The 26187-nt window shown below is 58.0% G+C and carries 24 protein-coding genes; 12 read left to right on the top strand and 12 right to left on the bottom strand.

Annotation, left to right across the window (positions count from 1 at the left end; all coding sequences use genetic code 11):
* Positions 1-49: 49 nt before the first annotated feature.
* The 6 genes from hfq to dusB all read right to left on the bottom strand — a co-directional run bounded on the left by hfq (position 50) and on the right by dusB (position 8083).
* Positions 50-604, bottom strand: coding sequence for an RNA chaperone Hfq (gene hfq, locus AC0V6V_RS02270; protein WP_486163853.1), 555 nt, complete (start codon positions 602-604; stop codon positions 50-52).
* 192 nt (positions 605-796) lie between these two features.
* Positions 797-2185 (bottom strand): nitrogen assimilation response regulator NtrX, encoded by a 1389-nt coding sequence (gene ntrX, locus AC0V6V_RS02265; protein WP_486163852.1) that lies wholly within the window; start codon positions 2183-2185, stop codon positions 797-799.
* 69 nt (positions 2186-2254) lie between these two features.
* Positions 2255-4480 (bottom strand): sensor histidine kinase, encoded by a 2226-nt coding sequence (locus tag AC0V6V_RS02260; protein WP_486163851.1) that lies wholly within the window; start codon positions 4478-4480, stop codon positions 2255-2257.
* Between the two features lie 59 nt (positions 4481-4539).
* Complete coding sequence (locus AC0V6V_RS02255; protein ID WP_486163850.1) at positions 4540-5952, bottom strand: sigma-54-dependent transcriptional regulator; 1413 nt, start codon at positions 5950-5952, stop codon at positions 4540-4542.
* Positions 5949-7064: a two-component system sensor histidine kinase NtrB gene (locus tag AC0V6V_RS02250; RefSeq protein ID WP_486166180.1), complete on the bottom strand. Its 1116-nt coding sequence runs from the start codon at positions 7062-7064 to the stop codon at positions 5949-5951. Before AC0V6V_RS02250 ends, AC0V6V_RS02255 begins: the two co-directional genes overlap by 4 nt.
* A gap of 2 nt (positions 7065-7066) precedes the next feature.
* Positions 7067-8083 carry a tRNA dihydrouridine synthase DusB gene (gene dusB / locus AC0V6V_RS02245; RefSeq protein WP_486163848.1) on the bottom strand — a complete coding sequence of 339 codons (1017 nt, stop codon included), beginning with the start codon at positions 8081-8083 and terminating at the stop codon, positions 7067-7069.
* Between the two features lie 80 nt (positions 8084-8163).
* Between dusB and AC0V6V_RS02240 the strand changes: the two genes are divergently transcribed.
* Genes AC0V6V_RS02240 through AC0V6V_RS02230 form a run of 3 tightly spaced genes read left to right on the top strand, consistent with a single transcriptional unit; the run spans position 8164 to position 10397 of the window.
* Positions 8164-9321, top strand: a complete 1158-nt coding sequence (locus AC0V6V_RS02240; protein WP_486166179.1) for a bifunctional 2-C-methyl-D-erythritol 4-phosphate cytidylyltransferase/2-C-methyl-D-erythritol 2,4-cyclodiphosphate synthase — start codon at positions 8164-8166, stop codon at positions 9319-9321.
* A 12-nt stretch (positions 9322-9333) separates the two neighbouring features.
* Positions 9334-9900: a hypothetical protein gene (locus AC0V6V_RS02235; protein ID WP_486163846.1), complete on the top strand. Its 567-nt coding sequence runs from the start codon at positions 9334-9336 to the stop codon at positions 9898-9900.
* On the top strand, positions 9897-10397 hold the full coding sequence (locus AC0V6V_RS02230) for a CinA family protein (protein ID WP_486139069.1): 501 nt from the start codon (positions 9897-9899) through the stop codon (positions 10395-10397). The genes AC0V6V_RS02235 and AC0V6V_RS02230 overlap by 4 nt, the downstream gene beginning before the upstream one ends.
* Here AC0V6V_RS02230 and AC0V6V_RS02225 read toward each other — a convergent pair.
* Positions 10358-10819: a type II toxin-antitoxin system RatA family toxin gene (locus tag AC0V6V_RS02225; RefSeq protein ID WP_486163845.1), complete on the bottom strand. Its 462-nt coding sequence runs from the start codon at positions 10817-10819 to the stop codon at positions 10358-10360. The two genes, AC0V6V_RS02230 and AC0V6V_RS02225, sit on opposite strands and share 40 nt — an antisense overlap.
* Positions 10819-11784 carry a lipoyl synthase gene (gene lipA, locus AC0V6V_RS02220; protein ID WP_486163844.1) on the bottom strand — a complete coding sequence of 322 codons (966 nt, stop codon included), beginning with the start codon at positions 11782-11784 and terminating at the stop codon, positions 10819-10821. The genes AC0V6V_RS02225 and lipA overlap by 1 nt, the downstream gene beginning before the upstream one ends.
* Before the next feature lie 111 nt (positions 11785-11895).
* Here lipA and AC0V6V_RS02215 point away from each other — a divergent pair, with 111 nt between their 5' ends.
* From AC0V6V_RS02215 to AC0V6V_RS02200, 4 genes are read left to right on the top strand one after another with little or no spacing between them, the layout of a single operon-like run.
* Positions 11896-12888, top strand: coding sequence for a sodium-dependent bicarbonate transport family permease (locus AC0V6V_RS02215; protein ID WP_486163843.1), 993 nt, complete (start codon positions 11896-11898; stop codon positions 12886-12888).
* The gene (locus AC0V6V_RS02210; protein WP_486163842.1) at positions 12885-13193 is read left to right on the top strand and encodes a P-II family nitrogen regulator; all 309 of its coding nucleotides are present in this window, start codon (positions 12885-12887) and stop codon (positions 13191-13193) included. Before AC0V6V_RS02215 ends, AC0V6V_RS02210 begins: the two co-directional genes overlap by 4 nt.
* Entirely contained in the window at positions 13193-13834 is a 642-nt protein-coding gene (locus AC0V6V_RS02205) for a carbonic anhydrase (protein WP_486163841.1), read from the top strand. The genes AC0V6V_RS02210 and AC0V6V_RS02205 overlap by 1 nt, the downstream gene beginning before the upstream one ends.
* Positions 13835-13891: 57 nt before the next feature.
* Positions 13892-14617: an NYN domain-containing protein gene (locus AC0V6V_RS02200; protein ID WP_486163840.1), complete on the top strand. Its 726-nt coding sequence runs from the start codon at positions 13892-13894 to the stop codon at positions 14615-14617.
* Between the two features lie 93 nt (positions 14618-14710).
* Here AC0V6V_RS02200 and AC0V6V_RS02195 read toward each other — a convergent pair whose 3' ends face one another.
* Positions 14711-16090, bottom strand: coding sequence for a hypothetical protein (locus AC0V6V_RS02195; protein ID WP_486163839.1), 1380 nt, complete (start codon positions 16088-16090; stop codon positions 14711-14713).
* Positions 16091-16447: 357 nt separating this feature from the next.
* Here AC0V6V_RS02195 and gyrA point away from each other — a divergent pair, with 357 nt between their 5' ends.
* Positions 16448-19204, top strand: a complete 2757-nt coding sequence (gene gyrA / locus AC0V6V_RS02190) for a DNA gyrase subunit A (protein WP_486163838.1) — start codon at positions 16448-16450, stop codon at positions 19202-19204.
* A gap of 110 nt (positions 19205-19314) precedes the next feature.
* Here gyrA and AC0V6V_RS02185 read toward each other — a convergent pair whose 3' ends face one another.
* On the bottom strand, positions 19315-20001 hold the full coding sequence (locus tag AC0V6V_RS02185; protein WP_486163837.1) for a lysoplasmalogenase family protein: 687 nt from the start codon (positions 19999-20001) through the stop codon (positions 19315-19317).
* Between the two features lie 65 nt (positions 20002-20066).
* Between AC0V6V_RS02185 and trmFO the strand changes: the two genes are divergently transcribed.
* A complete protein-coding gene (gene trmFO / locus AC0V6V_RS02180) occupies positions 20067-21452 on the top strand; it encodes a methylenetetrahydrofolate--tRNA-(uracil(54)-C(5))-methyltransferase (FADH(2)-oxidizing) TrmFO (RefSeq protein ID WP_486163836.1) in 1386 nt (461 codons plus the stop codon).
* Positions 21453-21457: 5 nt separating this feature from the next.
* Here the strand turns inward: trmFO and AC0V6V_RS02175 are convergent, their stop codons facing one another.
* Positions 21458-21922 carry an EF-hand domain-containing protein gene (locus AC0V6V_RS02175; RefSeq protein WP_486163835.1) on the bottom strand — a complete coding sequence of 155 codons (465 nt, stop codon included), beginning with the start codon at positions 21920-21922 and terminating at the stop codon, positions 21458-21460.
* 46 nt (positions 21923-21968) lie between these two features.
* Complete coding sequence (locus tag AC0V6V_RS02170) at positions 21969-22487, bottom strand: hypothetical protein (protein ID WP_486166178.1); 519 nt, start codon at positions 22485-22487, stop codon at positions 21969-21971.
* Between the two features lie 332 nt (positions 22488-22819).
* Here AC0V6V_RS02170 and AC0V6V_RS02165 point away from each other — a divergent pair, with 332 nt between their 5' ends.
* Genes AC0V6V_RS02165 through AC0V6V_RS02155 form a run of 3 tightly spaced genes read left to right on the top strand, consistent with a single transcriptional unit; the run spans position 22820 to position 26162 of the window.
* Positions 22820-24832: a pilus assembly protein TadG-related protein gene (locus AC0V6V_RS02165; protein ID WP_486166177.1), complete on the top strand. Its 2013-nt coding sequence runs from the start codon at positions 22820-22822 to the stop codon at positions 24830-24832.
* Positions 24829-25446 (top strand): TadE/TadG family type IV pilus assembly protein, encoded by a 618-nt coding sequence (locus AC0V6V_RS02160; protein WP_486166176.1) that lies wholly within the window; start codon positions 24829-24831, stop codon positions 25444-25446. The genes AC0V6V_RS02165 and AC0V6V_RS02160 overlap by 4 nt, the downstream gene beginning before the upstream one ends.
* Entirely contained in the window at positions 25443-26162 is a 720-nt protein-coding gene (locus tag AC0V6V_RS02155; protein WP_486163831.1) for a TadE/TadG family type IV pilus assembly protein, read from the top strand. The genes AC0V6V_RS02160 and AC0V6V_RS02155 overlap by 4 nt, the downstream gene beginning before the upstream one ends.
* Positions 26163-26187 lie beyond the last annotated feature (25 nt).

The following is a 26187-nucleotide window of genomic DNA, read 5'->3' as shown; positions in this document are numbered from 1 at the left end:
AGGGCCCGCGCCCCGCGAGTTACCTCATCCTGCAGATCGTCATCGAAACTCAGCTGCCGAACTCTTCGCCATCGTCGCTGAGGTCAACCGGCCCGGCGGGCTGAATGGTCGAAACAGCGTGTTTATACGCCAATTGCACGGCGCCATCGCGCTCCAACAACATGCAGAACAGGTCGTAGGACGCGATGCGGCCTTGCAGCATCACGCCGTTGACGAGGAACATGGTGACCTGCACCTCGGCCTCGCTCACGCGGCTGAGGAAGATATCCTGCAACAATCGCTGACGTTTATTGCCGGCGCGGATCTGAAACTGATCGGCGTCCATATCCTGGCCCGGCATGATCGTAGAGATCGCATGCTTATAGACCAATTGCGATTGCCCATCGCGGCGCAGCAGGATCGAGAAATTGTCAAACCACGTGACGATTCCCTGCAGTTTGACGCCTTTGACGAGAAACATTGTCACAGGAATCTTGTTCTTGCGCAGCATGTTAAGGAACACATCTTGCAAATTGGCTTGCTTGCCATCGCTTGCCGCTGCTTTGCCTGCTGGCTCAGCCGGTTCGCTGCGGGGGCGCGGGGAGAGAGTTCGCCCGTCGGACATTTTTATGCTCCTATTGTTTTTGGCGGCCGGTTTGTGCGGTCCGCAATCTGGCCGAGGGATAGCCCACCCATCCCTCATGCCGTTTCGCCAGTAACATGGCGATTGCTTTGCCTTGGGGCAATGGCTGAGTTTTATGCAAGCTTCGTGTTAATCGGCGCAAATGGCCAGTTGGACGAAAACTTGGGGTCTGCGCTATTCTTTGCGCGCGGTTTCCCGCCGTTCGGCCATGCCAAGCAGCTTAAGCTTGCGGTGCAAGGCGGAGCGTTCCATCCCGATAAATGTCGCAGTTTTTGAGATATTTCCGGAAAAGCGGCGGATCTGAATGGTCAGGTACTCGCGCTCAAAGCTTTCGCGAGCCTCGCGCAGTGGCACACCCATCATGGCGGAGAAACCCTGACCGGAGGCGGAGAGCTTTCCGCCCGTGATTTCTGATGGGAGCATCTCAGTTTCGACCACGGTCAGCTTCTCACGCGGGGTCATGATGATGGTGCGCTCCACAACATTGCGCAATTGGCGAACATTGCCCGGCCAATCATAGGCCTGGAGCGCGCCCATTGCCTCTTCCGAGATTTGCGGCGGCGCGATCCCCTGATCGGTCGAATAGCGCGTGAAGAAATGCTCCGCGAGCGCGGGTATGTCGTCGCGCCGCTCGGCCAATGAGGGAATGGTGATGGGAACCACATTGAGGCGGTAAAACAGGTCTTCGCGGAAGCGCTTTTCTTCCATTTCGAGCGCGAGATCGCGCGAACTGGCGGACACCACGCGGACATCGACGCCGATCTGGCGTGTGCCCCCTACCCTCACGAAGCTTTGTTCGGTGAGGACGCGCAAAATGCGGGCCTGGGTCGACATCGGCATGTCGGCGATCTCATCGAGGAACAATGTCCCACCATCGGCCAATTCGAGCAGGCCGGGTTGAACCAGCTTGCCGTTTGATTCCTCGCCAAACAGCTCGCGTTCAAAGCGTTCTGAAGTGATGCGGGCCGAGTTGACCGTAACAAAGGCGCTTTCCGCGCGTGGACTCCAGGAATGAAGTAGGCGCGCAGCGACCTCCTTACCCGCCCCCGCCGGGCCAGAAATCAGGACCCTGCTGCCAGTGTTTGCAACCCGTTTGAGGGTCGCGCGAACGGTGTTGATGGCGGAGGAATTCCCGGTAAATTCAGCGCCTTCCACTGTGCCCTCGCGCAGCCGCGAGTTTTCACGGCGCAGACGCTCTGTTTCGGTTGCGCGTTCGACGAGCAGCAGCAAGCGTTCGGCTTCGAATGGCTTCTCAATAAAGTCCATCGCCCCGCGGCTGACCGCCGATACAGCCGTGTCGATATTGCCGTGGCCTGAGAAGATGATGACTGGCATATCCGGCTCGCGCAGTTTGATCGCGTCGAGCAATTCCAGCCCATCCATCTCGCTGCCGTGCAGCCAGACGTCGAGCAAGATCAGGCTCGGGCGGCGTTCATCAATCGCGGCGAGCGCGCCGGTGCTATCGGCGGCGGTTCGGCATTCATAGCCTTCATCGCCGAGCACTCCGGCGACCAGTTCGCGGATATCACGTTCATCATCGACAACCAGGATTTCAATAGCCATTTTTGGCTTCTCCCTGAGGCATTTTTGGGGGCATTGGGGGGAATAGAGTTTGGGCGAATTTTAGAGGCATTATGCAGGCTCGCTTTCGGTCACTTGCGGATCGCGAGCAAAGCGCAATTGTACGCGAGTGCCGCCGCTTGGCGCGGATGCAAAGCTCATATCGCCGCCGTGCTCGTCGACGATTTTATTGACGATGGCGAGGCCGAGGCCGGTGCCTTTCTCGCGGGTCGTCATATAGGGTTCCGTGATCCGCTCACGTTCTTGCGGCAGGCCAATCCCATTGTCCTCGACCGAGATCGTAAACGTTGTTTCATCGCTGGCCATTTCGACTGTGACCTGACCTTGGAAATCAGGCCCCGCATCGGCTCTGCGGGTTTCCACCGCTTCCACCGCATTCTTGAGGATATTGGTCATGGCCTGGCCAACCTGATGCCGGTCACAGCTCAGCGTCTTGTGCAAGATATCCTCGCTCATCAGCTGATCATAGTTGAGCTGGAAGTTAACCCATGGGTGGGCGACATCCTGCAAAAACAGCGATTGGCGTACGAGATCGAGCGCATCTTCATTGCGGAACACCGGCTTTGGCAGGCGCGCAAACGATGAAAACTCATCGACCATTTTGCGCAGGTCACCGACCTGGCGCACGATTGTGCTGGTCAGCTCGTCAAACAGCTCGCCATCGGTCTCAATCTGTTTGCGATACCGCCGTTTGAGCCGCTCAGTTGCGAGCTGGATCGGCGTGAGCGGGTTCTTAATCTCGTGCGCAATGCGGCGCGCGACGTCTGACCAGGCCGCCTGACGCTGGTCGAGCAGTTGGCGCGTGATGTCCTCAAAGGTGATCACATGGCCGCGCATCCCCGGCGCAATCTTGACCGCCAGTGTCAGCAGCTCTGATCCCTTGGCATGGGTCACAAGGCCGCGTTCTTTGCCCTCGCGCAGGATCGCGCAAATCTCTGGCGACAAATCCGACATGGAGCTGCCGGTCAGATCTGTGTCGGTATCATCGGCGAGCAGCGCTTGCGCGGAATTGTTCATCAGCATCACGCGGCTCTCGTCGTCCACTGAAATGACGCCTGCGCTGACCGACTCGAGCACCGCCTCGGTGAACATCCGCCGATCATCGATCTGGCGGTTGGCGTTCATCAGATCATCGGTCTGCTTTTCGAGCTGCGATGTCATGCGGTTGAACGCGCGGTTGAGCAGGCCGATCTCATCCGCTCCGGTGCGTCCTTCCACCCGCAGCGCGAAGTTGCCCTGCCCCACTTTGCGTGCGGCCCCGACCAGATCGGTCAGCGGCTCAACCTGACGGTCGGCAAAACGCAGAGCGAACCATATGGCAAGGCCCACGAGCAGGAGGCTAACCACCACCAGCGCGAGGTTAAACCGTAATTGCAGGGTGCGCGCATCGGCGGTCAGCGCATTATAGCTGGCAGCAACAGATTGTGCCTTTTCCCAATAAACAAAGGAATCTTCTTCGGGTGTCCTTGCATTGTAGAGATAGATACCGCTCTCACGATCGATTGGCGCAATTGCTACAATTCGTTCAGGACTGCCTTGGACAACTACGAATTCACCCGCATCTAGCCTAGGCAGCGCGCCCTGACTGAAAGCGAGCGGGCTGTTGTCCTCCATCAGGTTCATGATGGCCGCAGTTCTCAGCGTGTTGTCATCGAGCCGCTGGATCACCGCGCTCTCAGAAATTTCGCGGGCCTGAGCTTGATAGGCGTATCGATCTGCGAAGATATCATCGGCGATAGAAATGCGTTCCAAGATGAAGCGCATATCGCTCGCCATAGCGATGGTTTCTTCTTCCACATCGCGCTGGTTTTGATCGTAATAATTCTGCGCCAGCTCATTGGCATTGCGCATCAACCCTCTGGAGTCGTCGCTCACCCAGAAATCGACGCCCGATTGGAACAGGAAGGCGGCAAAGCCCGAGACGAGCAGCGTCGGGATCGCGGCGATGATTGAGAAGAAAAACACCAGGCGCACGTGCAGGCGAGCGGTGCTGCCCGCGGCGCGCCTCAGCGCGAGACGCCGCCCGATAAGGACGAGCAACGCCATCGCCGGCACCAATGTTGCCATCAGCAGCAGCGAAACCTGCAGGCTGGGCAGCAATTCGTCTTCTTGCGGAGCGGAGGAATAGGCGAACCACGTGGCCCACAAAGCAACGATCAGGGTAATTGCCGACAGCGCTTCGAGCCAGGCGAACACGTTGGCGCGCCGCGAACGAACGATAAGCCGCCGCCACCAGCGCGGGGAGCGCTGAGTTGATGTTGCTATCGCCGTATCCATCGTTGCGAGTTTACAACGCCAGTGTTGCTCAATTGCAAGGCTAAACTGTGGCGATTGCGTTAAAGCGGTCTTGTGAAGCGGTCAGGCTCTATCTCAAGATCGCCGATCCGCTTGCGCAAAGTGTTGCGATTGATCCCCAGCAACTTCGACGCCCGCAATTGATTGCCGCCTGTTTCGGCCAGTGCATGTTCGATCAAGGGTTTTTCAAAAGCGGCCAAAGCGCTGTGATAAAGCGCGCCATTTTGCGGGTTGTTCTCAGCCAGCCATTGGTCCAGCGCGCCAGCAAATCCGCTTGGTGCGCCGTCGCCGCCCGGCTGTGTCTCTACACCGATAATGTCGGAGAGGCTCGCGCTGTCGATCAAATCATCGCGCGCCATCAGCGCCAGACGGTAGACAACATTGCGCAGTTCGCGGACATTGCCGCGCCAGTTGCGCTCTTCCAGCATTTCAACCGCCTCTGGTGCTAATTGCCGGCGCGGCAGCCCGTCTTCCGCTGCCTGAGCAAGGAAGTGCTGCGACAGCACCTCAATGTCCTCACGCCGCTCACGCAAGGGCGGCAGCTCAATCGGAACCACGTTGAGGCGGTAGAACAGATCTTCGCGGAAGTTCCCCGCGGCGATCATCGGTGCAAGGTCGCGGTTCGTGGCGGCGATAATGCGCACATCGATAGCGATTTCCTGCCGACCGCCAACGCGGCGGATCTGGCCCGACTGGAGCGCGCGCAGCAGGCGGGTTTGCGCCTCTGCGGGCATGTCGCCAATCTCGTCGAGGAACAGTGTGCCGCCATTGGCCTGCTCAAACTTACCAATGGCCTGAGCGATCGCGCCGGTAAATGCGCCCTTTTCGTGCCCGAACAGTTCGCTTTCGATGAGGTCGGCGGGAATCGCGCCAGCATTCACCGCAACAAAAGGCCCCGTGCGGCGCGAGCCAAGCTCGTGGATCGCCTCGGCGACCAATTCCTTGCCCGTCCCGCTTTCGCCAGTGACCAGCACGGTGAGATCATTGCGCAGAACGCGCGTGATCATCCGGTAGACACCCTGCATGGCCTGGCTGCGCCCGACCAGAGGCATGCCATCGCCTTCCATCTCTGGAGCGGCGGCGGTCTTGCTGCGTTGGCCAGCGGCCTGGTGCACAGCCTGGACGAGCTCATCAAGGTCAAATGGCTTGGGGAAATACTCAAACGCCTCGCTGTCGCTGGCGCGCACGGCGGTATCGAGGGTGTTTTGCGCTGAAAGGACGATCACCGGCATATCCGGCGCGCGCGATTTCACCTCGTTCATGGAGGCAAGCCCATCGCCATCTTCCAGCATCACGTCGGTGCACATCACGAGGTATTCGCTTGCATCCAGAAGCCGGTTTCGGTCCGTGATGGTGCTGCACCGGTCGATCTGAAAGCCTTCGTCTTCGAGCGCCGCGATAATGACGGTGGCAATCGCGCCATCATCTTCGACAAGTAAGATTTTGCCGCTCATGCCGCCGCTCCTTGCAAGCCAGGCTTGGCTTGGCGCAGGTGTATGCGGAAACGGGTCAGACCCGCGCGGGCGTCTCGCTCGTGGCCGATCCGGCCCTGCATGTCACGCACCAGCTTCCGTACGAGAGCAAGGCCCAGCCCCTGACCGGATTTCTTGGAGGACACGAACGGCTCAAACACATGATCGCGCAGGGCCTCGTCAATGCCCGGCCCGCTGTCGCTAACTGTAATCTCAATCGGCAGGCGGACCGCGCGGCCCATGCGAATTGCGTTGAAGGCAAGCCCGCTCACAAACCGTGTCTGAACGATTATGCGAGGGTTTTCATGATCCTGCGCGGCATCGCGGGCATTGGATATCAGATTGATAAGCACCTGCTCCAGCGCATCCTGATTGGCCAGAACTGGCGGCAAGGAGGGGTCAAATTCCTCGATGATCTCCACCCCATTGCTGCCCGCGGCGCGCACGGTGGCAATGGCGGATCGGATCGCTTCATGTGGATTGCAGGGAGCGACCGGGTCCGATTGCTTGCTGCCCAATTGCTGCATCCGGTCGATCAAGCGCGCAATGCGGTCCACCTCGTCAGTGATCATCCGCGCGAGCGATTTGTCGGCATGCGGCAATTTACGCGCGGCAAGCTGCCCTGCCCCGCGAATGGCGGCGAGCGGGTTTTTGATCTCATGCGCCAGAATGGCTGGTCCGCCGAGCGTCGCTTCGCTCTGTTCGTCCCGGCCGGTGTCGTCGCGCGCGCTTTCCGACAGAGTGATGACCCGCCATCCGGGATGCTGCGTCAGCGGCGAAATCGTCAGGTTTACCCGCTTTTCCTCGCGGTTAATGCGCAAGGTTACGTCGCGGGCAACGACTGCATCCTGCGAAGTGCGAATGTGGTTGCGCACGCGCGCATCAAGCATTTCGGCGACTTCGCGCACAGATCTTCCGACCAGACGCTTTGCGCTTTGCCCCAGCAGGTTTTCCGCCGCGTGATTGGCCTCCGCGATGCGCGTATCAGGATCGACCAGCACCACGGCAAAGATCAACCCGCCGATTTGCGAGGCGGCATCGGGTTTGTTGGCGTGATCGGTGACGGGGTCTTTGGAAGGCCGTGTTTCGGCCATGGTCATGCTGCTCTGCGCCGAAGGAATGGCTCGTAAAAGCGCTCAATCTCGCCCAGCACTTGCTTGGGATCCTCGATGAAATTGGCCTTGTTGCGGAACTCCGCTGAGCCGTGCATTCCCTTGGTGTACCAACCAATATGCTTGCGCGCGACCTTGCAGCCGACCTCGCTGCCATAATGGTCGAGCATGCGTTCATAATGCTCAGCAAGTGTCTCATATTGCTCGTCAAAGCTGGGGCTTTCGAGCGCTTCACCGGTTTTCCACCAATGCATGACTTGGCCCAGCAGCCACGGTTTTCCGTATGCTCCGCGGCCAATCATCAGTCCGTCAGCGCCTGATTGCTCAAGCGCGGTCGAAGCATCATTGATGGTGCAAATGTCGCCGTTGACGATGACCGGAATTGAGACCGCGTCTTTTACCTTGCGGATGAAGGACCAGTCAGCGCTGCCCTTGTACATCTGATTGCGAGTGCGGCCGTGGACGGTGATCATCTTCACTCCGAGGTCCTCGGCAATCCGCGCCATTTCCGGGGCGTTGAGGCTGTCGTGGTCCCAGCCCATCCGCATCTTCACGGTCACCGGCACGTCGACGGCCTTGACGGTCGCTTCCATCAGTTTGGTCGCCAGCGGCACTTCCCGCATCAACGCGCTGCCCGCCATGCCATTGGTGACTTTGCGCACCGGGCAGCCGAAATTGATGTCGATGATCGCGGCGCCATTGTCTTCCTGCAACTTGGCCGCTTCGCCCATGCTAACGGGATCGCATCCAACCAGTTGCATCGACACGGGCTCCTCAATCGGGTCCCATTCGGCCTTTTGCACAGATTGCCGAGTTTCGCGGATGGCCGCTTGGCTCGCGATCATCTCGGTCACATTGAGGCCAGAGCCATAACGGCGCACCAGAGTGCGGAACGGCATATCGGTCACGCCCGTCATCGGGGCGAGAACCACAGGGACGTCGATCTGGACGGGGCCGATCTGAATGGGCTTAAGGGCCGGAGGAGGTGGAAGCGCGGTCATATTCGTAATTGTGCCTAAAATTTGGGCAGCGCATAGTGGATTGCGCAAATTCCGTCCAGACCTTAAGCGCGCTGGACCATATGAGTGATGAACCCGCCCTCCCCCAATTCGCTGCGATTGTTGTTGCCGCTGGCAAGGGTCTGCGCGCGGGCGGCGAACTGCCGAAACAGTTTCGCAAGTTTCGCGGAAAGCCGTTGATCCGACATTCGGTGGAGGTTTTGGCCGCTGCGGGGGCAGCTCCCATTGCGGTGGTCTTGGCCGAGGGTACCCGCGAACTGGCCGAGGAAGCACTCGCCGGGATTGGCGGGATCGAATTGGCTGGCGGCGGCGCAACGCGGCAAGAATTGGTCGCCAATGGGCTGGAGGCGCTGGTCCCTCACTCTCCGAAAACCGTGCTGATCCATGATGCGGCCCGCCCTGACCTGCCGAATGAAGTGATCCGCCGCTTGCTACAAGCGCTGACAGACCATCCGGGAGCCATTCCGGCGCTTCCCGTGGTCGACAGCCTCGCGGTGGCTGGCGATGACGATGTGATGGCGGGCAAAGCGGATCGTGAGGCTTTGCGCCGGGTGCAAACTCCTCAGGCGTTCCGCTACGCTGACATTCTCGCCGCTCACCGCGCATGGGATGGCGCAAAAACCGCTGGCGACGATGCGCAGGTGCTGACCGAGAACGGCGGCAGCATCGTCCTTGTCCAAGGCGACGAACGCCTCAAAAAGATAACATTCGCAGAGGATTTCATGACCGCACATTCAGCGCCATTCAGGGTAGGTCAGGGTTTTGACGTCCATCGTCTCGTCGAAGGCGAGGAGTTATGGCTGTGCGGCGTGCAAATACCCCATGACAAAGGTCTATCCGGCCACAGCGACGCCGATGTTGCTCTGCATGCGATCACCGATGCGGTGCTCGGCGCGATTGGCGATGGGGATATCGGCACGCATTTCCCGCCCAACGACCCGCAATGGGCCGGAGCGCGCTCTGCGCAGTTTCTGGAGCATGCTGTTAAATTGGCAGGCGAAGCGGGCTTTGCGCTCGGCAATATCGACCTCACCCTCATTTGCGAGGCGCCCAAGATCGGCCCGCACCGCGCCGCCATGCGAACGGCGGTGGGCGTGATGACGGGTCTGGCAGCAAACGCCATTAGTATCAAAGCAACCACGACCGAGAGGCTGGGCTTTACCGGTCGCGGCGAAGGTATCGCGGCGCAGGCTATCATCAGCCTGTATGCCAGCGCTTAGAAGGACAGATATATGAAACGCACATTCACCAAAGTGGCCGCATTTGCGCTGGCCAGCGGGGCATTGATGCAGGCCCAAGTCGCGCAGGCTCAGGCTGCCTGCGTCGATCAAGCGGACCTCAGCGACGCTGCAATTTATGCCATGCCGCTGGTTAGTCAGGCGCTCGACCGGACCTGCGCGAGCGAACTGTCGCCCGATGGCTTTTGGGCCACCGAAGGCGCGGCATTCACCGCGAAATTCGCGCGCCTGCAAGAGCGCAGTTGGCCGGGCATGTCGCGCATGTTCGGTGTGTTCATGGACAAGACGATGGCGAGCGAAGGCGGCGAAGCGAATCCATTGGCCGGGTTGCTCAATTCTAGCGATCCCGAGAGTATGAGCGCTTTTCGGCCTCTGATTGATGCAGTCTTGGTTGAGCAGATCGCTAGATCAATCAAACCGGCGGACTGCACAAAGGTGGAGCGCGGCATGTCCTTGGTTGCGCCATTACCGCCAGAGAACATTGGCAGTTTGGTGAGCTTCATTGCCGATATGGCTGACCTTAAAGACCCCGAAGTCTGCCCATATACGGGTGACGAATGACTGGTAGCCTGCTGCCTGATGATATCATCGCGCTGGCTCAGCGTGTTGTTGATGAGAACAAGGCCGCTGGCCGTGTGCTGTCGCTGGCCGAAAGTTGCACCGGCGGGCTGGTTGCGGCGGCGCTGACCGAGATCCCGGGCTCTTCTGCAGTGCTCGATCGCGGGTTTGTGACCTATTCGAACGAAGCCAAGATGGAATCTCTTGATGTGGCGCAGGACATTATCGAAACCTTTGGTGCGGTTTCCATCGCCTGCGTTTGGGCGATGGCTCAGGGCGCGCTCAAGAATTCCAACGCAGACTGCGCAGTCGCGATCAGCGGCGTTGCCGGCCCCGGCGGTGGCACTCAGCTAAAGCCAGTTGGTACGGTCGTGTTCGCGCGGGCAATCCGCAATTCGGATGGCGAGCCAGAGGGCGAGCTAAAGCACTTTGATGTGAAAGATCGCGCCGCGATCCGTCATCAAGCGGCGCTGGTGGCGCTCGAACTGCTGCTACCGTAGAGCGCGGCTGCGCGCTGCTCAAAAGCCTCAACCATGCGTCGGAACGCGCGATCAAAATACTGTCCAGCTATCGCCTCAAACATACGGTTTTTAAACGTGAAATCGACCGAAAAATCGATCTCGCAGCCGCCACCATCCAGCGCGCGAAAAGTCCAGGTGTTGTCGAGGTCTTTGAGCGGGCCATCCATGTAATGCACATCGATCAGTTTTGCGCGCTCCTTGTGAACGCGTGAGGTGAAGCTTTCCCGCAGGCTCTTAAAGCCCACCACCATATCGGCGACCATTTCGGTCTCGCTGTCAGAGCGGACGCGGGTCGCGATAACCCAGGGCAGAAATTCGCGATATCGGCCCACATCCGCGACCAGATCGAACATCTGCTCCGCGCTGTATGGCAATCTGCGAGTTTCGCGAATTCCCGGCATCAGATTTTGAGCGTATCCGCTTGGCGCTTGGCTTGCTTTGCGAACTTTGCTGCCCGCGCCGCTTTCATCTCGGCGAAATCCTCGCCAGCGTGATAGCTGGAGCGGGTCAGAGGGGTCGAGGCGACCTGCAAGAAGCCCTTTGCCCGGGCGATTGAGCCATAAGCGCCAAACGCCTTGGGCGTGACGAACTCCTCAACCGCGGCATGTTTCGGCGTGGGTTGCAGATATTGACCCATGGTCATGAAATCCACATCCGCACTGCGCATGTCGTCCATCACCTGGTGCACCTCGAGGCGTTGCTCGCCCAGCCCCAGCATGATGCCAGACTTGGTGAAGATCATCGGATCGTGAGATTTGACCTCTTCGAGCAGACGCAGCGAAGCGTAATAGCGCGCGCCGGGTCGAATGGTCGGATACAGGCGCGGTACAGTCTCTAGGTTGTGGTTGTAAACATCTGGTCCAGCAGCACAAATTGCCTCCACCGCCGGGCGCATCTTGCCGCGAAAATCCGGGGTAAGGATCTCAATTGTGGTGTCCGGCGTGGTTCGGCGCAGGGCCTCAATCACTTTCACAAATTGTGATGCACCGCCATCGGGCAGATCGTCGCGGTCGACGCTGGTGATGACAATGTGCTCCAGCCCCATTTTGGCCGCAGCAATCGCGGTATGCTCAGGCTCCATCGGGTCAACCGCGCGCGGCATCCCGGTTTTGACGTTGCAGAACGCGCAGGCGCGGGTGCACACATCGCCCAAAATCATCACCGTTGCGTGCTTCTTGCTCCAGCATTCGCCGATGTTTGGGCACGCTGCCTCTTCACACACGGTGTTGAGGTTGAGCTCGCGCATCATGCGGCGCGTTTCCTGATAACCCTCGCTCACAGGCGCGCGAACGCGGATCCAATCCGGTTTGCGCTGGCGCGGCGGGCGTTCTGGGGTCTTGCCAGGGGTGTTCGCTAGGTCGTTCATACGTGCCCACTTAGGCAATGCGCTGCGCCTTCGCAATGGCCCGAAATGCCTGTGTATGGCCAATGCAACGTGGCTTGTGAGAATTGCACGTCGCCTCTAGGCCGTAGCGTCATGGATGCAGCCACTCTTCAGACGTTTACCTCGCCCGTGGTGCTGTTCTTTGTACTCGGGCTGCTGGCGGCCTTTGCGCGCTCTGACCTCGCCATTCCAGAGGCGATTGCGAAGGGCATGTCGCTCTATTTGATGGCGGCGATTGGCCTGAAGGGCGGCGTTGCCGTTTCCAAATCGGGGATTGATTCGACCGTCTTGATCGCCTTGGCCCTGGGGATAGCGGCCAGTTTCCTGATGCCGTTCATCGCCAATATCGCGCTCAAAGGCTTTGCAAAGCTGGACCGGATCAATGCTGGCGCGGTCGCGGCGCATTATGGCTCGGTTAGCGTGGTCACCTTTGTGACGGCGGTTGAGATATTGGAGGCGCAGGGCAAGCCACCGGGCGGTTATATGGTGGCGGTGATGGCCGCGATGGAAACGCCAGCGATCCTTACCGGCTTGCTATTGGCGCGCGGCATGGGCTCGAAAGACGGGCAGAAAACGGGTGATTTGCTGCACGAGGTGTTTTTCAACGCGTCGGTCGTCTTGCTGCTTGGTGCCTTCGCTATTGGCATGATTTCCGGCGCAAAGGGGTTTGGTGAGGTTGCGCCGTTCTTTGAGGCTGGGTTTAAAGGCGTACTGTGCCTGTTCCTGCTCGATATGGGCCTGATCGCGGCGCGGCGGATGATGGATGCTCGCGCGATCACGTGGAGGCTGGTGGTGATCGCGATTGGCCTGCCGCTGCTCAACGGCTCGATTGGTACCGCAGCGGCCGCCGCCTGCGGGCTTGATGTCGGTTCTGCCGCGGCGCTCGGCGTGCTGTGTGCCAGCGCCAGCTATATTGCGGTGCCAGCCGCGATGCGGCTTGCTTTGCCAGAGGCGGATCCGGGGATATACCTCACCATGTCACTGTCGATCACCTTCCCGTTCAACATCCTGATCAATATCGGCTTGATTAGCATTCTGGCGAGCGCTCTAACTGGTGATCCGGGCAGCGCAGGAGCAATTCCATGATTGAAACCGTCATTCGTAAACGGATTGAGATCCTCACCGATACCGCCCTTCTCAAGCGGGTTACCGACGAGATTGATCGGATGGAAATCACCGGTTGGACAGTGGTTCCAGTGAGCTCCGGCAAAGGACGCGAGGGGCGCTGGCGCGAAGAGCGGGTGATGGGCACAGACAAGGTTTTCGTGCTTACTATTGCCGCCGAAGACAAAGCGCAGGCTTTAGCAGAGGCGCTGGCACCAGAACTGACTAAATATGGTTTTATCCTATCGATGTGGGATGTGGAGGTTATTCGTGGGGAGCGCTTTTAATGCCTGAATTTGCAGAACTTTTAAAAGGCTATGAGCGTTTTCGCAAAGACATCTATCCCCGCCAGCAGGCTCGCTTTGACCAAACCGTCGCTGAGGGTCAGCACCCAAAGCTGATGATCATTGGTTGCAGCGACAGTCGCGTAGACCCCGCTCAGATTTTTGACGTCGATCCCGGCGACATCTTCGTCTTGCGCAATGTCGCCGCGCTTGTGCCCCCGTTTGAAAAGGCCGCTGACCAACCCGAAGCGCCCGCTGCGATCGAGTTCGCTGTGAGAATGCTTGAGGTGAAGCAGGTGGTTGTGATGGGCCACGGCAGATGCGGCGGTTGCAAGGCCGCGCTTGCGCACTCTTTCGACAATACGGAGCCCGGCAGCGGCGGATTGCTCTCCGGTTGGCTTGAGCACCTTAGTGAGCCGGCAGAGGCGATTGGCCGGGCATTGGGGCGCGAAGGGAAAGATGCGGAGCGTGCGATGGAACTGGCGGCTGTTCGGCAAAGCCTTGCCAACCTGCGTTCTTATCCTTTCGTCAAAGAAGCAGAAGATGCCGGCCATTTGAAATTGCGCGGCGCTCACTTCGCTATTCCTGATGGCGTGTTGTACTCGCTGGACGAGGAAACAGGCGATTTCGAAGCACTCGCGTGAACAGTTGCGCCGATTAAGCGCTTGTACCCCCTGCCCTGCGCGCCCATTTAGCGTTGCATGTCTAATACAGAATTGAAAAACATCGCTCTGCTGATTGATGCAGACAACACCACCCCGCAAGGCATCGACCCTGTGCTGACCGTTATGGCCGAGCTGGGTCAGGTCAACATTCGCCGCGCTTACGGCAACTTTGCCAAGGATAACCTCGCGCGCTGGGACAAAATTACCAACAAATTCGGCATCCGCCCTCAACAGCAATTCGATGTGTCTAAAGGCAAAAACGCCACTGATATGGCGATGACGATCGATGCGATTGATCTGCTCAATCAGGGTAAGGTTGATGGCTTTGGCATTATGACCTCAGACAGCGATTTTACGCCGCTGGTTACGCGCCTGCGCCAGGATGGGATACTCGTCTATGGCTTTGGCGAGGCGAAAACTCCCGAAGCGTTCAAATCGGTGTGCACCCGCTTCATCGATATCAAGCAGCTGATTGACACCTATGCGGCCGACAAGTCGGGCGACAGAAGATCAACCGATACACAGAAGAGTGAGCCGCTGGACCAAGACCTGCTTGAACTGATCACCGCTGCCTATTCCGAGGCGAAACGCGATGAGGAAGGATTCGCGCGTCTCCAACAGGTTGGCCAGATCGCGGGCAACCGTTCCAGCTTCGACGTGCGCAATTACGGTTTCAAGAGCCTTAGTGACCTGTTCGCCTCGCTGGATACCTTCAAGGTGAAGCGCCAAGATAAGCAAGTCTATGTGAAGCGCCTGCGCTAGCAGCGCGTCTCCCCTAAATCAGTAGCCCAATCAAAAGGGGCGCCAGGATTTCTCCCGGCGCCCCATTTTTTGCGTTTTTTAGCTGCAGCGGGATTAGCCGCCTGTTGCAGGCACTTCCAGCGTGTCCGCTGGTACAGCCGTCGCTGTCGCAGGAGCCGCAGGCGAGGATTTCTGACCCGCATAAGCGGCCCACAATTGCGCGATCGGCTTACGAGGGCCTTCGACCTTGGCGAAGCTCTCTTTCGCGGCGTCATATTGGCCCATGCCAGCCTGCGCGATGCCGAGGCGGGTCAAAGTTTCCGCCGTATCAACACCGGGCATGCTCAGCGTCTTTTGGAAGAACTCAGCGGCCTTGGCATGTTCGCCGTAGCTCAGGAAGGTATCACCGGCGGCCTTGATTGTGCGTAGACCAGCGCCGGCTGCGCGGGCATCACGCTCCAGCGCGGGCAGGTCAGACCGGTCCGATGCGACCCGGCCCTTTGCCACTTTAAGCGAATCAGCGACATAAATGTCGTCCCGGCTCACCACGCCGCTGGCATAACCTTCTTCAATAAGGTCAGACACTTCCTTTGGAAGCAGGCGGGCATCCGCCGCTTCGATATATTCGATGTAATCCTGCTTGTTCTGAAGCGATTTCACCTTGTGGCCCAGCCGCATAAGGTCGAGCATCTCACCACCTTGATAATCGCTCAGATTGCGGGTCAGGTTGATTGCATCACGCCAGCTGGTCTCTGACGGATAATCGGCAATCCAAGCGGTTGCGATGTCATAGACTTCTGGAACGATTTCATTGTTGTAGGCGACGGTCAGACCGCGGCGATACCATTGCTCATTCACCGTACCGCCAGCCGATTTGGTATTGGCGATTGCGTTGTTGAGATAGGACAGGCCTTCGCGGTAGCGTTCTTCGGAGAAGAAGCTTTCTGCCATAGCGATCTGAAGATCAGCCAAGGTTACCGTGTCCGTGGTGAAATTGTTATCGATTGCGGCCTGCAGATACGGACGCGCTTCGGCAAACTGGCTTTCGGCATTTCTCAGCTGATAGGCGATAAAGTTGAAACGCCCGAGATTGGCAGCTTCAACCTTGCCGCTTTGCAGCATCAATTCCATGCCTTGGATCTGCAGCGAACGATCGCTCGTCTTCGCACCAGCGTTGTAGATCAAACCGCCCGCAGCGATTTTCTCGTCCGGTGAGACAGACAAAGAACCCAAAGAAACGAGCTGCGACTTGAGCGATGCGACGTCCGCACCTTCCTCGTTCACCGAGGTGTTAAGCGGTGTGTAGGCCGCGATAAACTCTTCAGAATACTGCGCCTTCTCTTCTTTCTTTTTCTTCTTCTTTTTGTCCTGCGCATGCGCGGTGTCGGCGAACGCGGTCGAGCCGATTACGGCCGTTCCGGTTGCCAGTGCAATCGCAAGCGCGAAGTGTGAGCCGGTCTTTTTACGAGCGCTGCTCATGTTAAAAATCCGCATGTGGTCTCTCCTGAAACAATTTAGGGTGTGGCGCGTGTTATCGCGCTGGTGATTCATCTCTGTCTAACGCCATTAACGCAGGCGGGCAGATTTGCAATTATGGCTTAGCGTATGGCGCCTGAATGGCCTTTGAATGGTTCTTTACTTGCGCCGAAATGAGACGGGCCTGCCTCCGCTCGCCCCTCACCCGTGTCAGGTGTGGAAAACCGGGCGTTTGGGCCTGCTTCCTGGCTTTCCAAGGTGGCGGAACGCGGTGCTGAGGCGTAAGCTACGAGGCTTATTAATACCTGATACGGCAACCACAGAAATGGCCCTACATTGAGCGACGATAGCGAAACCCTAACGCCCCCGACCCCAATGGAAGAATTTGAGCGCATCGACATCGTCGATGAGATGAAGACGAGCTACCTCGATTACGCGATGAGCGTGATCGTCAGCCGCGCTTTGCCTGACGTGCGCGACGGGCTAAAGCCGGTGCACCGGCGGATTCTCTACGCCAGTCAAGAAGGCGGCTTTGTCGCTGGTAAGCCCTATCGTAAGAGCGCCAAGATCGTCGGCGACGTGATGGGCAATTATCACCCACACGGTGACAGCGCGATTTATGATGCGCTGGCGCGTATGACCCAGGATTGGTCGATGCGAGTGCCGCTGGTCGATGGCCAGGGTAACTTCGGCTCGATGGATCCCGATCCGCCTGCGAGTATGCGGTACACCGAGGCGCGCCTTGCCCGTGTCGCGAACAGCCTGCTCGACGATCTCGACAAGGATACGGTCGACTTTCAGCCCAACTATGATGGGCAATTGACCGAACCGCAGGTTCTGCCAGCGCGTTTTCCCAATCTGCTGGTCAATGGTGCCGGCGGTATTGCGGTTGGCATGGCGACGAACATCCCGCCGCATAACCTTGGCGAGGTGATCGACGCCTGTTTTGCCTTCATGGACAATCCGGCAATCACGACCGAGGAATTGATCGAATATGTCCCCGGCCCTGACTTTCCCACCGCCCCGCTGATCCTCGGCACAAGCGGAGCGAAATCCGCCTATACGACGGGCCGCGGATCGATCCTGATGCGTTGCCGCCATGAGATTGAGACGAAGCGCGGCGACCGCGAGAGCATCGTGCTCACTTCGATTCCCTATCAGGTCGGCAAATCCGGCCTGGTCGAGAAAATCGCCGAGGCCGCTAAGGACAAGCGGATTGAAGGTGTTTCGGACATTCGCGATGAAAGCTCACGCGAGGGCATGCGTGTCGTCGTTGATCTGAAACGCGATGCGAGCGCCGAGGTCGTGCTCAACCAAATCTGGCGCTACACACCGGCGCAATCAGGCTTCCCGGCCAATATGCTCGCGATCAGAGGCGGACGTCCAGAGACGTTGATGCTGCGCGATATCATTCAGGCGTTCATCAGCTTCCGCGAGGAAGTGATCACGCGCCGCACCAAGTTTGAATTGAACAAGGCGCGTGAACGCGCGCACCTCTTGCTCGGCTTGGTGGTTGCGGTGTCCAATCTGGACGAGGTCGTTGCGATGATCCGCGGGGCGCCCAATCCGGCGGCTGCACGGGCGACCTTGTTGGCTAAGGAATGGCCGATTGGCGACATTGCGCAGTATATCAGTCTGATCGAAGCAATCGAGCCGACCGCTGATCAGGAGGGCGGCACATACACCCTCTCAGAGAAACAGGTTCGCGCGATTCTCGAACTGCGCCTGCACCGCCTCACGGCGATGGGCCGCGATGAGATCGGCGGCGAACTGCAAGAGCTGGCCGATAAGATCGAAGGCTACCTCGCGATCCTCGCTGACCGGGTGAAACTCTATGCGGTGATGCGCGAGGAGCTCGAAGAAGTGCGCGCGACCTATGCGACTCCGCGCGTTTCCGAAATTGCGCCTGCTTGGGACGGTCTCGACGATGAAGACCTGATTGAGCGCGATGAGATGGTCGTCACCGTTACGCACGATGGCTATATCAAACGCACCCCGCTCTCCACCTTCCGCGCGCAAAACCGCGGCGGCAAAGGCCGTGCGGGCATGTCGACCAAGGATGCGGACGCAATCTCGGAAATGTTCGTCACCTCGACGCACAATCCGGTGCTGTTCTTCTCCACCTCGGGCAAGGTTTACCGCTTGAAAGTCTGGAAGCTGCCCGAAGGCGGTCCGGCGACGCGCGGGCGGCCGATCGTCAATCTGCTGCCATCGCTGGATGACGGAGAGACGATCCGCACGGTTCTGCCGCTGCCAGAAGATGAGGACAGCTGGGAGGCGCTCTCGGTTGTGTTCGCCACGGCTAAGGGCCGCGTGCGCCGCAACTCGATGGGATCATTCACCAATATCCCTTCGAATGGTAAGTTCGCGATGAAGTTTGATGCCGATAGCGATGATAAGCTGATCGGTGTCGCCCTGCTCGATGCGACTGACGATGTTCTGCTCGCCTCGCGCCAAGGTAAGGCAATCCGCTTTGCCGGCATGGATGTGCGCGAGTTCACCTCTCGCACCTCGACCGGTGTGCGCGGCATGAACCTGAAACCTGATGATGAGGTTGTATCGCTCTCGGTTCTGGGTGCGACAGGGACCACACCTGAAGAACGCGAGCAATATCTCAAGTTCGCGCCATGGAAGGCTGACAAAGAAGGCTCGCCAGAGCTGACCGAGGAACGCTTTGCCGAGCTTGAAGAGAAGCAGCAGTTCATCCTGACTGTTTGCGCCAATGGCTATGGCAAGATCTCAAGCGCCTATGAATACCGCCGGATTGGACGCGGCGGCATGGGTATCACCAATATCGATAACATTGCCCGCAATGGACAAGTTGTGGCGAGCTTCCCTGTGTCCTCGGGCGAGCAATTGATGTTGGTCACGGATCAGGCGAAGCTTATCCGCATCGGCCTTGATACATTGCGCGTTCTTGGCCGCAACACCGCCGGTGTGCGCCTGTTCGATGTTGGCAAGGGCGAGACGATCGTCAGCGCGGTGAAGATCGACGAGACGGAGGAGCCGGAGGATGCTGCGGAAGAAGCAGTGACTGAGGAAATGGCTGATCGCCGTGGCGGGGATGATGAGACCACTCCGCACACCCCGCCGCAGAGCGATGATGACATCGGCGAAGACCCGCCGGAATAATAGCGATTTGACGAGCACTCAGGGCCAGGTGAGCGAAAGCTTGCTTGGCCCTTTCTCTTTGGCGTGCTCGCAATAATACGGCGCCCGCCCGAGCTGTGTCCTAGCCCAGCTTAGTTGGATTTGGGCAGATCCCCGCGCAGGGTCTGAACCACGCCAGTCGCGATCAGGAATTGGCCCAGGTAATAGAGTGGCCAGATCGCCACATCGGGTATCGAACCCAAATCGATGCTGCCCATACGGCTGAAGATCAGCATATCGGATAGGACAAACAGCACGGCACCGATCCCCACCCGGTAGCGGGAGAAGCGGCTGATCCAAGCGGAACCTGCCATTGCGCCAAGCCCCAGACCATAGAGGCCGACAAGCGGGTCTCTCGCGATCAGGTAAGAGATGATGGGTACGCCGACAAGCAAAGCGGCCGCGCACAGCTTTTGACTGAGTACCGTTTTCTCCCGCCGGTTGCGCAGGAACAGAGCAATCGCGGCTAGATGCGCGGCAAAGAACACCGCCCCGCCCACGTTAAAGCTCAGCTCAATCGCCATATCCGCGCCCCCGCATAGAGCCAGGAACATAGCGATCAGAGCGGCATCCACGCTTTGCCCTACCTCGCGGGTGCGGCGCATGGCGTAGAGCGCCAGAAAACCAACCCCTGCCCCCTTCAGCGCAATCAGCCAGACGCCACCGATGGGATTGTTCCATAGGAAGTAATAGGCAATCGCCGCCGCCAGGCTGACCAGCAGCCATGGACGATGCGCGGCAAGTGCGTGATGGGAAGAGTTTGCTGCGTCTTTTGCCATTGTGAACCCCTATTTGCGCTTCTTGGACTTGAAGTGTGGGGCGTGCAAGCACTAGGTCCGTGGGTATGAAATCACACGATGTTCACATAATCGGCGGCGGTCTCGCGGGCAGCGAGGCGGCCTGGCAATTGGCTCAGCGCGGGGTGCGCGTGCGCCTGTCCGAAATGCGCGGCGCGCCGGAGGACAAAGGCGGCGAAATGACGCCTGCGCACCAGACGGACGGGTTGGCAGAGCTGGTGTGCTCCAATTCCTTCCGCTCTGACGATGATACTAAGAATGCGGTTGGCCTGTTGCACCATGAGATGCGTGCAATGGACAGCATTGTGATGCGCGCCGGAGAGATCGCCCGCGTGCCGGCTGGCAGCGCGATGGCAGTGGACCGCGATGTCTTTTCCGCCGAGGTGCAAAAAGCGCTAAGCGAGCATCCCAATATCGAAATCGTGCGGGAACGGGTCGATGCCCTGCCCGACAGCGGCATGACAATCGTTGCCACTGGACCGCTCACCGCGCAGTCACTTGCCCAGAGCATTGTGAAGGCAACGGGCGAAGAGCGGCTAGCATTTTTCGACGCGATTGCGCCGATTGTTCACCGTGACAGCATCGATATGGACATCTGCTGGATCCAATCGCGCTGGAACAAGACGACCGCTGCCTCCAACGAGGGCGGCGATTACATCAATTGCCCTATGACGAAAGAGCAATATCTCGCGTTTCATCAAGGGCTTATCGACGGCGATAAAACCGAATTCCAGGAATGGGAGAAGGACACGCCCTATTTCGATGGCTGCATGCCGATCGAGGTGATGGCCGCGCGCGGGGTCGATACCTTGCGCTTTGGCCCGATGAAGCCGGTGGGGCTTGATAATCCGCGCGATGTGACCGAGGAATTTCCGCAAGGCCGCTGGCCCTATGCCGTGGTTCAGCTGAGGCAGGACAACAAGCTGGGCACGCTTTGGAACATGGTGGGCTTTCAGACGAAGCTGAAATACGGCGCTCAGGTCGAGCTGTTCCGCACCATTCCTGGCCTGGAGAATGCCGAATTTGCGCGCCTAGGCGGCTTACATCGCAACACTTTCCTCAATTCGCCAATGGTGCTGGACCGTCAGCTGCGCCTCAAAGCCGCGCCGCATATCCGCTTTGCCGGTCAGGTGACGGGGTGTGAGGGCTATGTCGAAAGCTCTGCGGTTGGCCTGATCGCGGGGATGATGGCGGCGGAAGAGCTGGCCGGGCGCGATTGGTCCCCTCCGCCGGCGGCGTCTGCAATCGGCGCTCTGCTCAGCCATATTACCGGCGATGCAGAGGCGGATACATTCCAGCCGATGAATGTGAATTTCGGCCTGTTCCCGCCGCTCCATGAGGTTGGCAAGAAGCAGCGCAAGGAAGCCTACACCAACCGGGCCAAGACGGAACTGGCTGAATGGCTAAAAGCAGGAGAGCCGGTTCCGGCCTAAGCTAGTTAGCAGCGGCAGGTTGGCCGACGGGTCGAGCGTTTCGGAGCGGTGCTGGCGAATTCGGCTGTGGTCAACTGCCCGTTGCCATCTGCATCCGCGCCCTCGAAACGTTTTGAAGTTGTCACCGCCCATTCCTCAAAAGTCAGCAGATTATTGCCATCTTTGTCGAGTTTGCGAAACGCATCCGAGCGGGTCGAGAGCATCTCATTGCGGGTGATGATCCGGTCGCGATTGCGGTCGTAACGAAAGAATCGCCGTTCTTCCTTGGTCAGCTCGCTGGCCTCTGGCGGTGCCGGGCCGGTGAGATCGCCCGGATCGGCCTTAGGCAAGACATCGGGTGCAGGCGCGGTTTCTTCCGGCTCAGGCGGCGGCGGCGCATTGTCCTCCACCTGAGCGCGGCCTTGCCACCAAAACGTGCCAACACCGGCCATAATCAAGCCAAGAAACGCCCCGAGAACTACTTGCCGCATGGGCCCCTCCCCATGAATTGTACCGAAACAAGGATACTAGCGTGTTTTACTTACCAAGCAAAGCCGCACGAAAAGCGGTGAAACCGGCGCCGCGGCCTTCCATTAGCGGGCGCCCACCATTTGCGATGGCCCGCCGTCCCAAAGCAGAAAGCACTGCGAGGCCTTTAAAACCGCTTAGTTTTTCTGGTTTTTGAGCGCACACTCGCCGCCCCATATCGAGCAGCAGATTGCGCTCCGTGTCGGAGTGCACCTTGGCCGCGAGGTCCGCAATCGCCCAGGTTTGGGCCGCAAGGTTAACGCATTCGTATGCCTTTTCTCCCGGCGAAACCCTAGCAAAGCCGCAAATCGCTGCTGCCCGCGCCTCGACAAATTGCTGAGCTTCGGCTTCGGGCAACGGCGGATCGGCCAGCAAATGCTCCCAACCGTTAACAAGATCGCGCAAAGCGGCCTCTTCCCCGGCCCAGTTATCGCCGATTGCATCGAGCACCGCGTCACCCTGGGGGCGCTGTGCGGGTTTCTGCTCCAACATTTCTCGCCACCACGACAGGCGCATCTGCGCAAGCATAGGCTCGGTTGCTTTGCCGATAATCCGTGCAAGCCTTTGATCCAGAGCAAATAAAGCGCGTAGCCGCGGGCGTATGTCGGCACGCGTATGTGCCAGCGCTAGCTCAAACTCGCTTGTCAGAATGTCGGTTTCAATCGTGTCCACGGACCCTGCGCTAGCCGCAAAGCGGCGGCTTTTACACCCCTTTTAAGACCTGACTTTATGCAACAAAATCATGGTTAAACACAATCTGCGTATTCACTCAAAATTTACCATGCACGTTGAGATTGCGATTACCTAGTGCCGCTATGTCAGCCTTACACAAGTGTTTTCTCGCAAGGATATCGAAAGTCATGGGCAACCCATCATTTTTCAGGGCGCTAGCAAAAGACCCGACAGCGAATACCATCGTCATCGCAGCAGCTACTATGGTGCCACTCGTGGCAATGGTGGGCAGTGCGGTTGATGCCAGCCGGTACTACATGGCCTCCACCCGTTTGCAGGCAGCCTGCGATGCTGGCGCTCTCGCTGCTCGCCGAGCAATGGGCGACTCGCCCACATTCGATCCAGGCACCCATGGGGGTATTGGGACAGACTTTTTCGAAGAAAACTATGAGGATGGTCTCTTCGGCCTCGAGAGCATGACTCATTCGTTCACAGCGCCGGATGACGACCGCGTTGAGGGCACTGCGAGTGGTCGGTTGCCGACAACTCTAATGCATATCTTTGGTTTCGAAGGCTTTGACCTTACCGTTGGATGTTCGGCCGAGGTGAACATCGCCAACACCGATGTCATGTTCGTATTGGACGTCACCGGTTCGATGGGCGGTGCCTCCGGCTCCCCTGGTCAAACGCGTATTCAAGCGCTTCGCGCGGCTGTTCTAGACTTTTATGATGCAGTCGAGGGATCGAGTGCGCGCAGCGCTCAGATCCGTTACGGTTTCGTTCCATTTTCGATGAATGTGAACGTTGGTGACTCTATCCCTGTTGAGTACATGGCATCGAATCATACTTACCCCACACGCTATGCTAATTTCGAGATCGACTGGGAACGGGTTAGCCTCGAGTTGAATGATATCACTGACCCCGGTACTGAGACACTCGACAGCTTTTTGACGACGGCGGCAGGCTATGTGAGCGAAAGCCGCTGTGAAGAAGCGGTGCCTGAGTTTACCAACGGGCCTAGTGAGACGGTCGATGAGGGTTCTCTGGACATTTCGTCCGGCAACGTAACGAGCCAAAATGTCTCAGGAAATTTCCGCACCACCACTGGTAGCAATGCCACTGTCGAGATTGAGCGCCGCGATCCAAACTACCGCTATGGTAACGATGGATATTGCCGGGTCGGATATGATATTTTTAAATCAACCGCGCAGGTGGACTACACTCTGATTGAGGAGCAGGTTCGGACCTTCGAAAACTACACCTATCTCAATCTGGACACTGCCAACGTACCAGCAGAAGCAACAGATTGGCAGGCGGTCGATTTCTCAAGCATTTACACGAACAATCAGATCAGCCTTCCAGTAGGTAATCAAGGTGCGTTCGTTAATGTGCCTTGGGGCGGTTGTATCGAGGAAGCTAATACAGAAAGCCTCGATAATTTTGATACAATCACCGACGCTACCCCTGATCTCGATATTAACCTCATCCCTTCGAATGATGATGAGGCATGGAAACCGCACATTCCAGGCGCGGTGTTCTATCGTTACGAAGATGGTGAGAGCGAAGTAAGTCGTAATGACCGAATTCGAGGTGAACATACGACCACTGCGAACAAGAACCAACCTGGAAATGGCTGTCCTGCTCCTGCACGACGCCTTGAAGAAATTGGTCCAGATAGCCCATCTGGGTTCACCAGAGGCAACCTGGTCACGTATTTGGACAGCTTGAACCCAGGTGGGAACACCTATCATGACATCGGAATGATTTGGGGTGGTCGGTTCATTTCACCGAACGGTATTTTTGCTGCTGATAACGCCTCAGCTCCAAATGGGGACGCGATTGCACGCCATATCGTTTACATGACCGATGGTATCCTTCAGCCAATCGATCGACTGTACACCACTTATGGACTGGAATGGTGGCAGCCGCGCGTCACGGATGATGGCTTTACTGATCTGACCGCTCGCCATGCGGCCCGTTTCCAGGCGGTTTGTCGGGCAGCGCGTCAAGAGAACATCACAGTTTGGACCATCGGCTTTGGTGACAATATCGATCCAACGGACCCTAACGATGAAACTGTCCAAGACCTTACCACCTGTGCGAGCCCGAACAGAGCCTACTTCCCACAGAACGGTGAGAGCCTGTCGGATACTTTCCGCGAAATCGCACAAGAAATTGCTGCACTGAGGCTGACATCATGATTGGACATATGTTTGAAAACTGCCGCTTGCGTATGCGCACGTTAGCTAAGGATGAGAGCGGGGCGACCTTGGTCGAATTCGGCTTTGTCGCCCCCATCCTTGTCGTGCTGGTTATGGGTGTGTTTGACCTTGCTCATACGCAATACACCAGTGCCTTGCTCAATGGTGCGATGCAGAAAGCTGGACGGGACCTGACACTTGAAAGTGCGGGTAGTCAGCAAAGCGCCATTGACGGGCAAGTGATCAATATCGTCTCAGAGGTGCTGCCCAACACTGCTGAAGTGGATCTAGAGAAGCTGTCACACTTTGACTTCTCGGACATTGGCCAGCCTGAGTTCTTCACCGACGATAATGGTGATGGAATTTGCAACAACAATGAGTTGTTCGAAGATATGAACGACAATGGCCAATGGGACCCCGATCGCGGTCAGGCCGGCATTGGTAGTGCGCGAGACGCGGTTCTCTACACTGCAACCGTCACCTACCCACGGGTATTCCCGATGGCTGGGCTGATTGGGCTAGACGAGAACGTAACACTAGCGGCCTCAACGGTACTCCGAAACCAACCGTTTGATGAACAGGATCGCTCACTCGAAACAGGGAATTGCGCATGATCGCCGGTTCGAAAAAAGTACTCAAGGCACTCAAGAACGGGGCAGCGCGACTGCCTTTGTTGCGCGATGATACCTCGGGTCTAGCGCTGACAGAATTCGCGTTCGCCATGCCAATTGTCCTTTCATTGGGCATGTTTGGCACCGAAGTTGCCAACTACACTGTTACTCACATGCGCATTAGTCAGGTCGCTGTGCAGCTGGCCGATAACGCGTCGCGAGTGGGCTCTGAAGAAGTGCTGCAAGCGCGCCGGGTAACCGAGGCTGACATCACAGAAGTGTTTATCGGTGCATGGAAATTGGGCGGCGGTTTGGACATCCTCGACAATGGTCGTGTGGTTCTATCTAGCCTTCAGGAATATGATCCAACACCCAGCGATGGCGTCGACGATTCTCAGCAATTCATCGCTTGGCAGCGTTGTATGGGCAAAAAGAATGTTGCCTCCAGTTATGGTGTCGAGGGCGACGGTCAGGATGGGGAGAGCTTCGAAGGTATGGGCGATCCGGGCAGTGAGATTACCGCATCGCCTGGTACGGCCGTGATGTTCGTGGAAGTCTTTTACGACTATCCCGGGTTGACGCCCTTCGATGAGATCATTTCGACCAAACAAATTCGCTATACTGCAGCGTTCAACGTACGGGACGTACGCGACTTGGCCCAGCTTTATGAATCAGATGGTGTCACACCTGCCACATGTGACCGTTTCGAATCGTTCTAAACGTCGTATGGCAAGAGATAAAAAA

It is taken from the genome of Erythrobacter sp. S249 (genome assembly GCF_057364975.1).
This window is presented reverse-complemented; position numbering and strand designations above follow the sequence as displayed.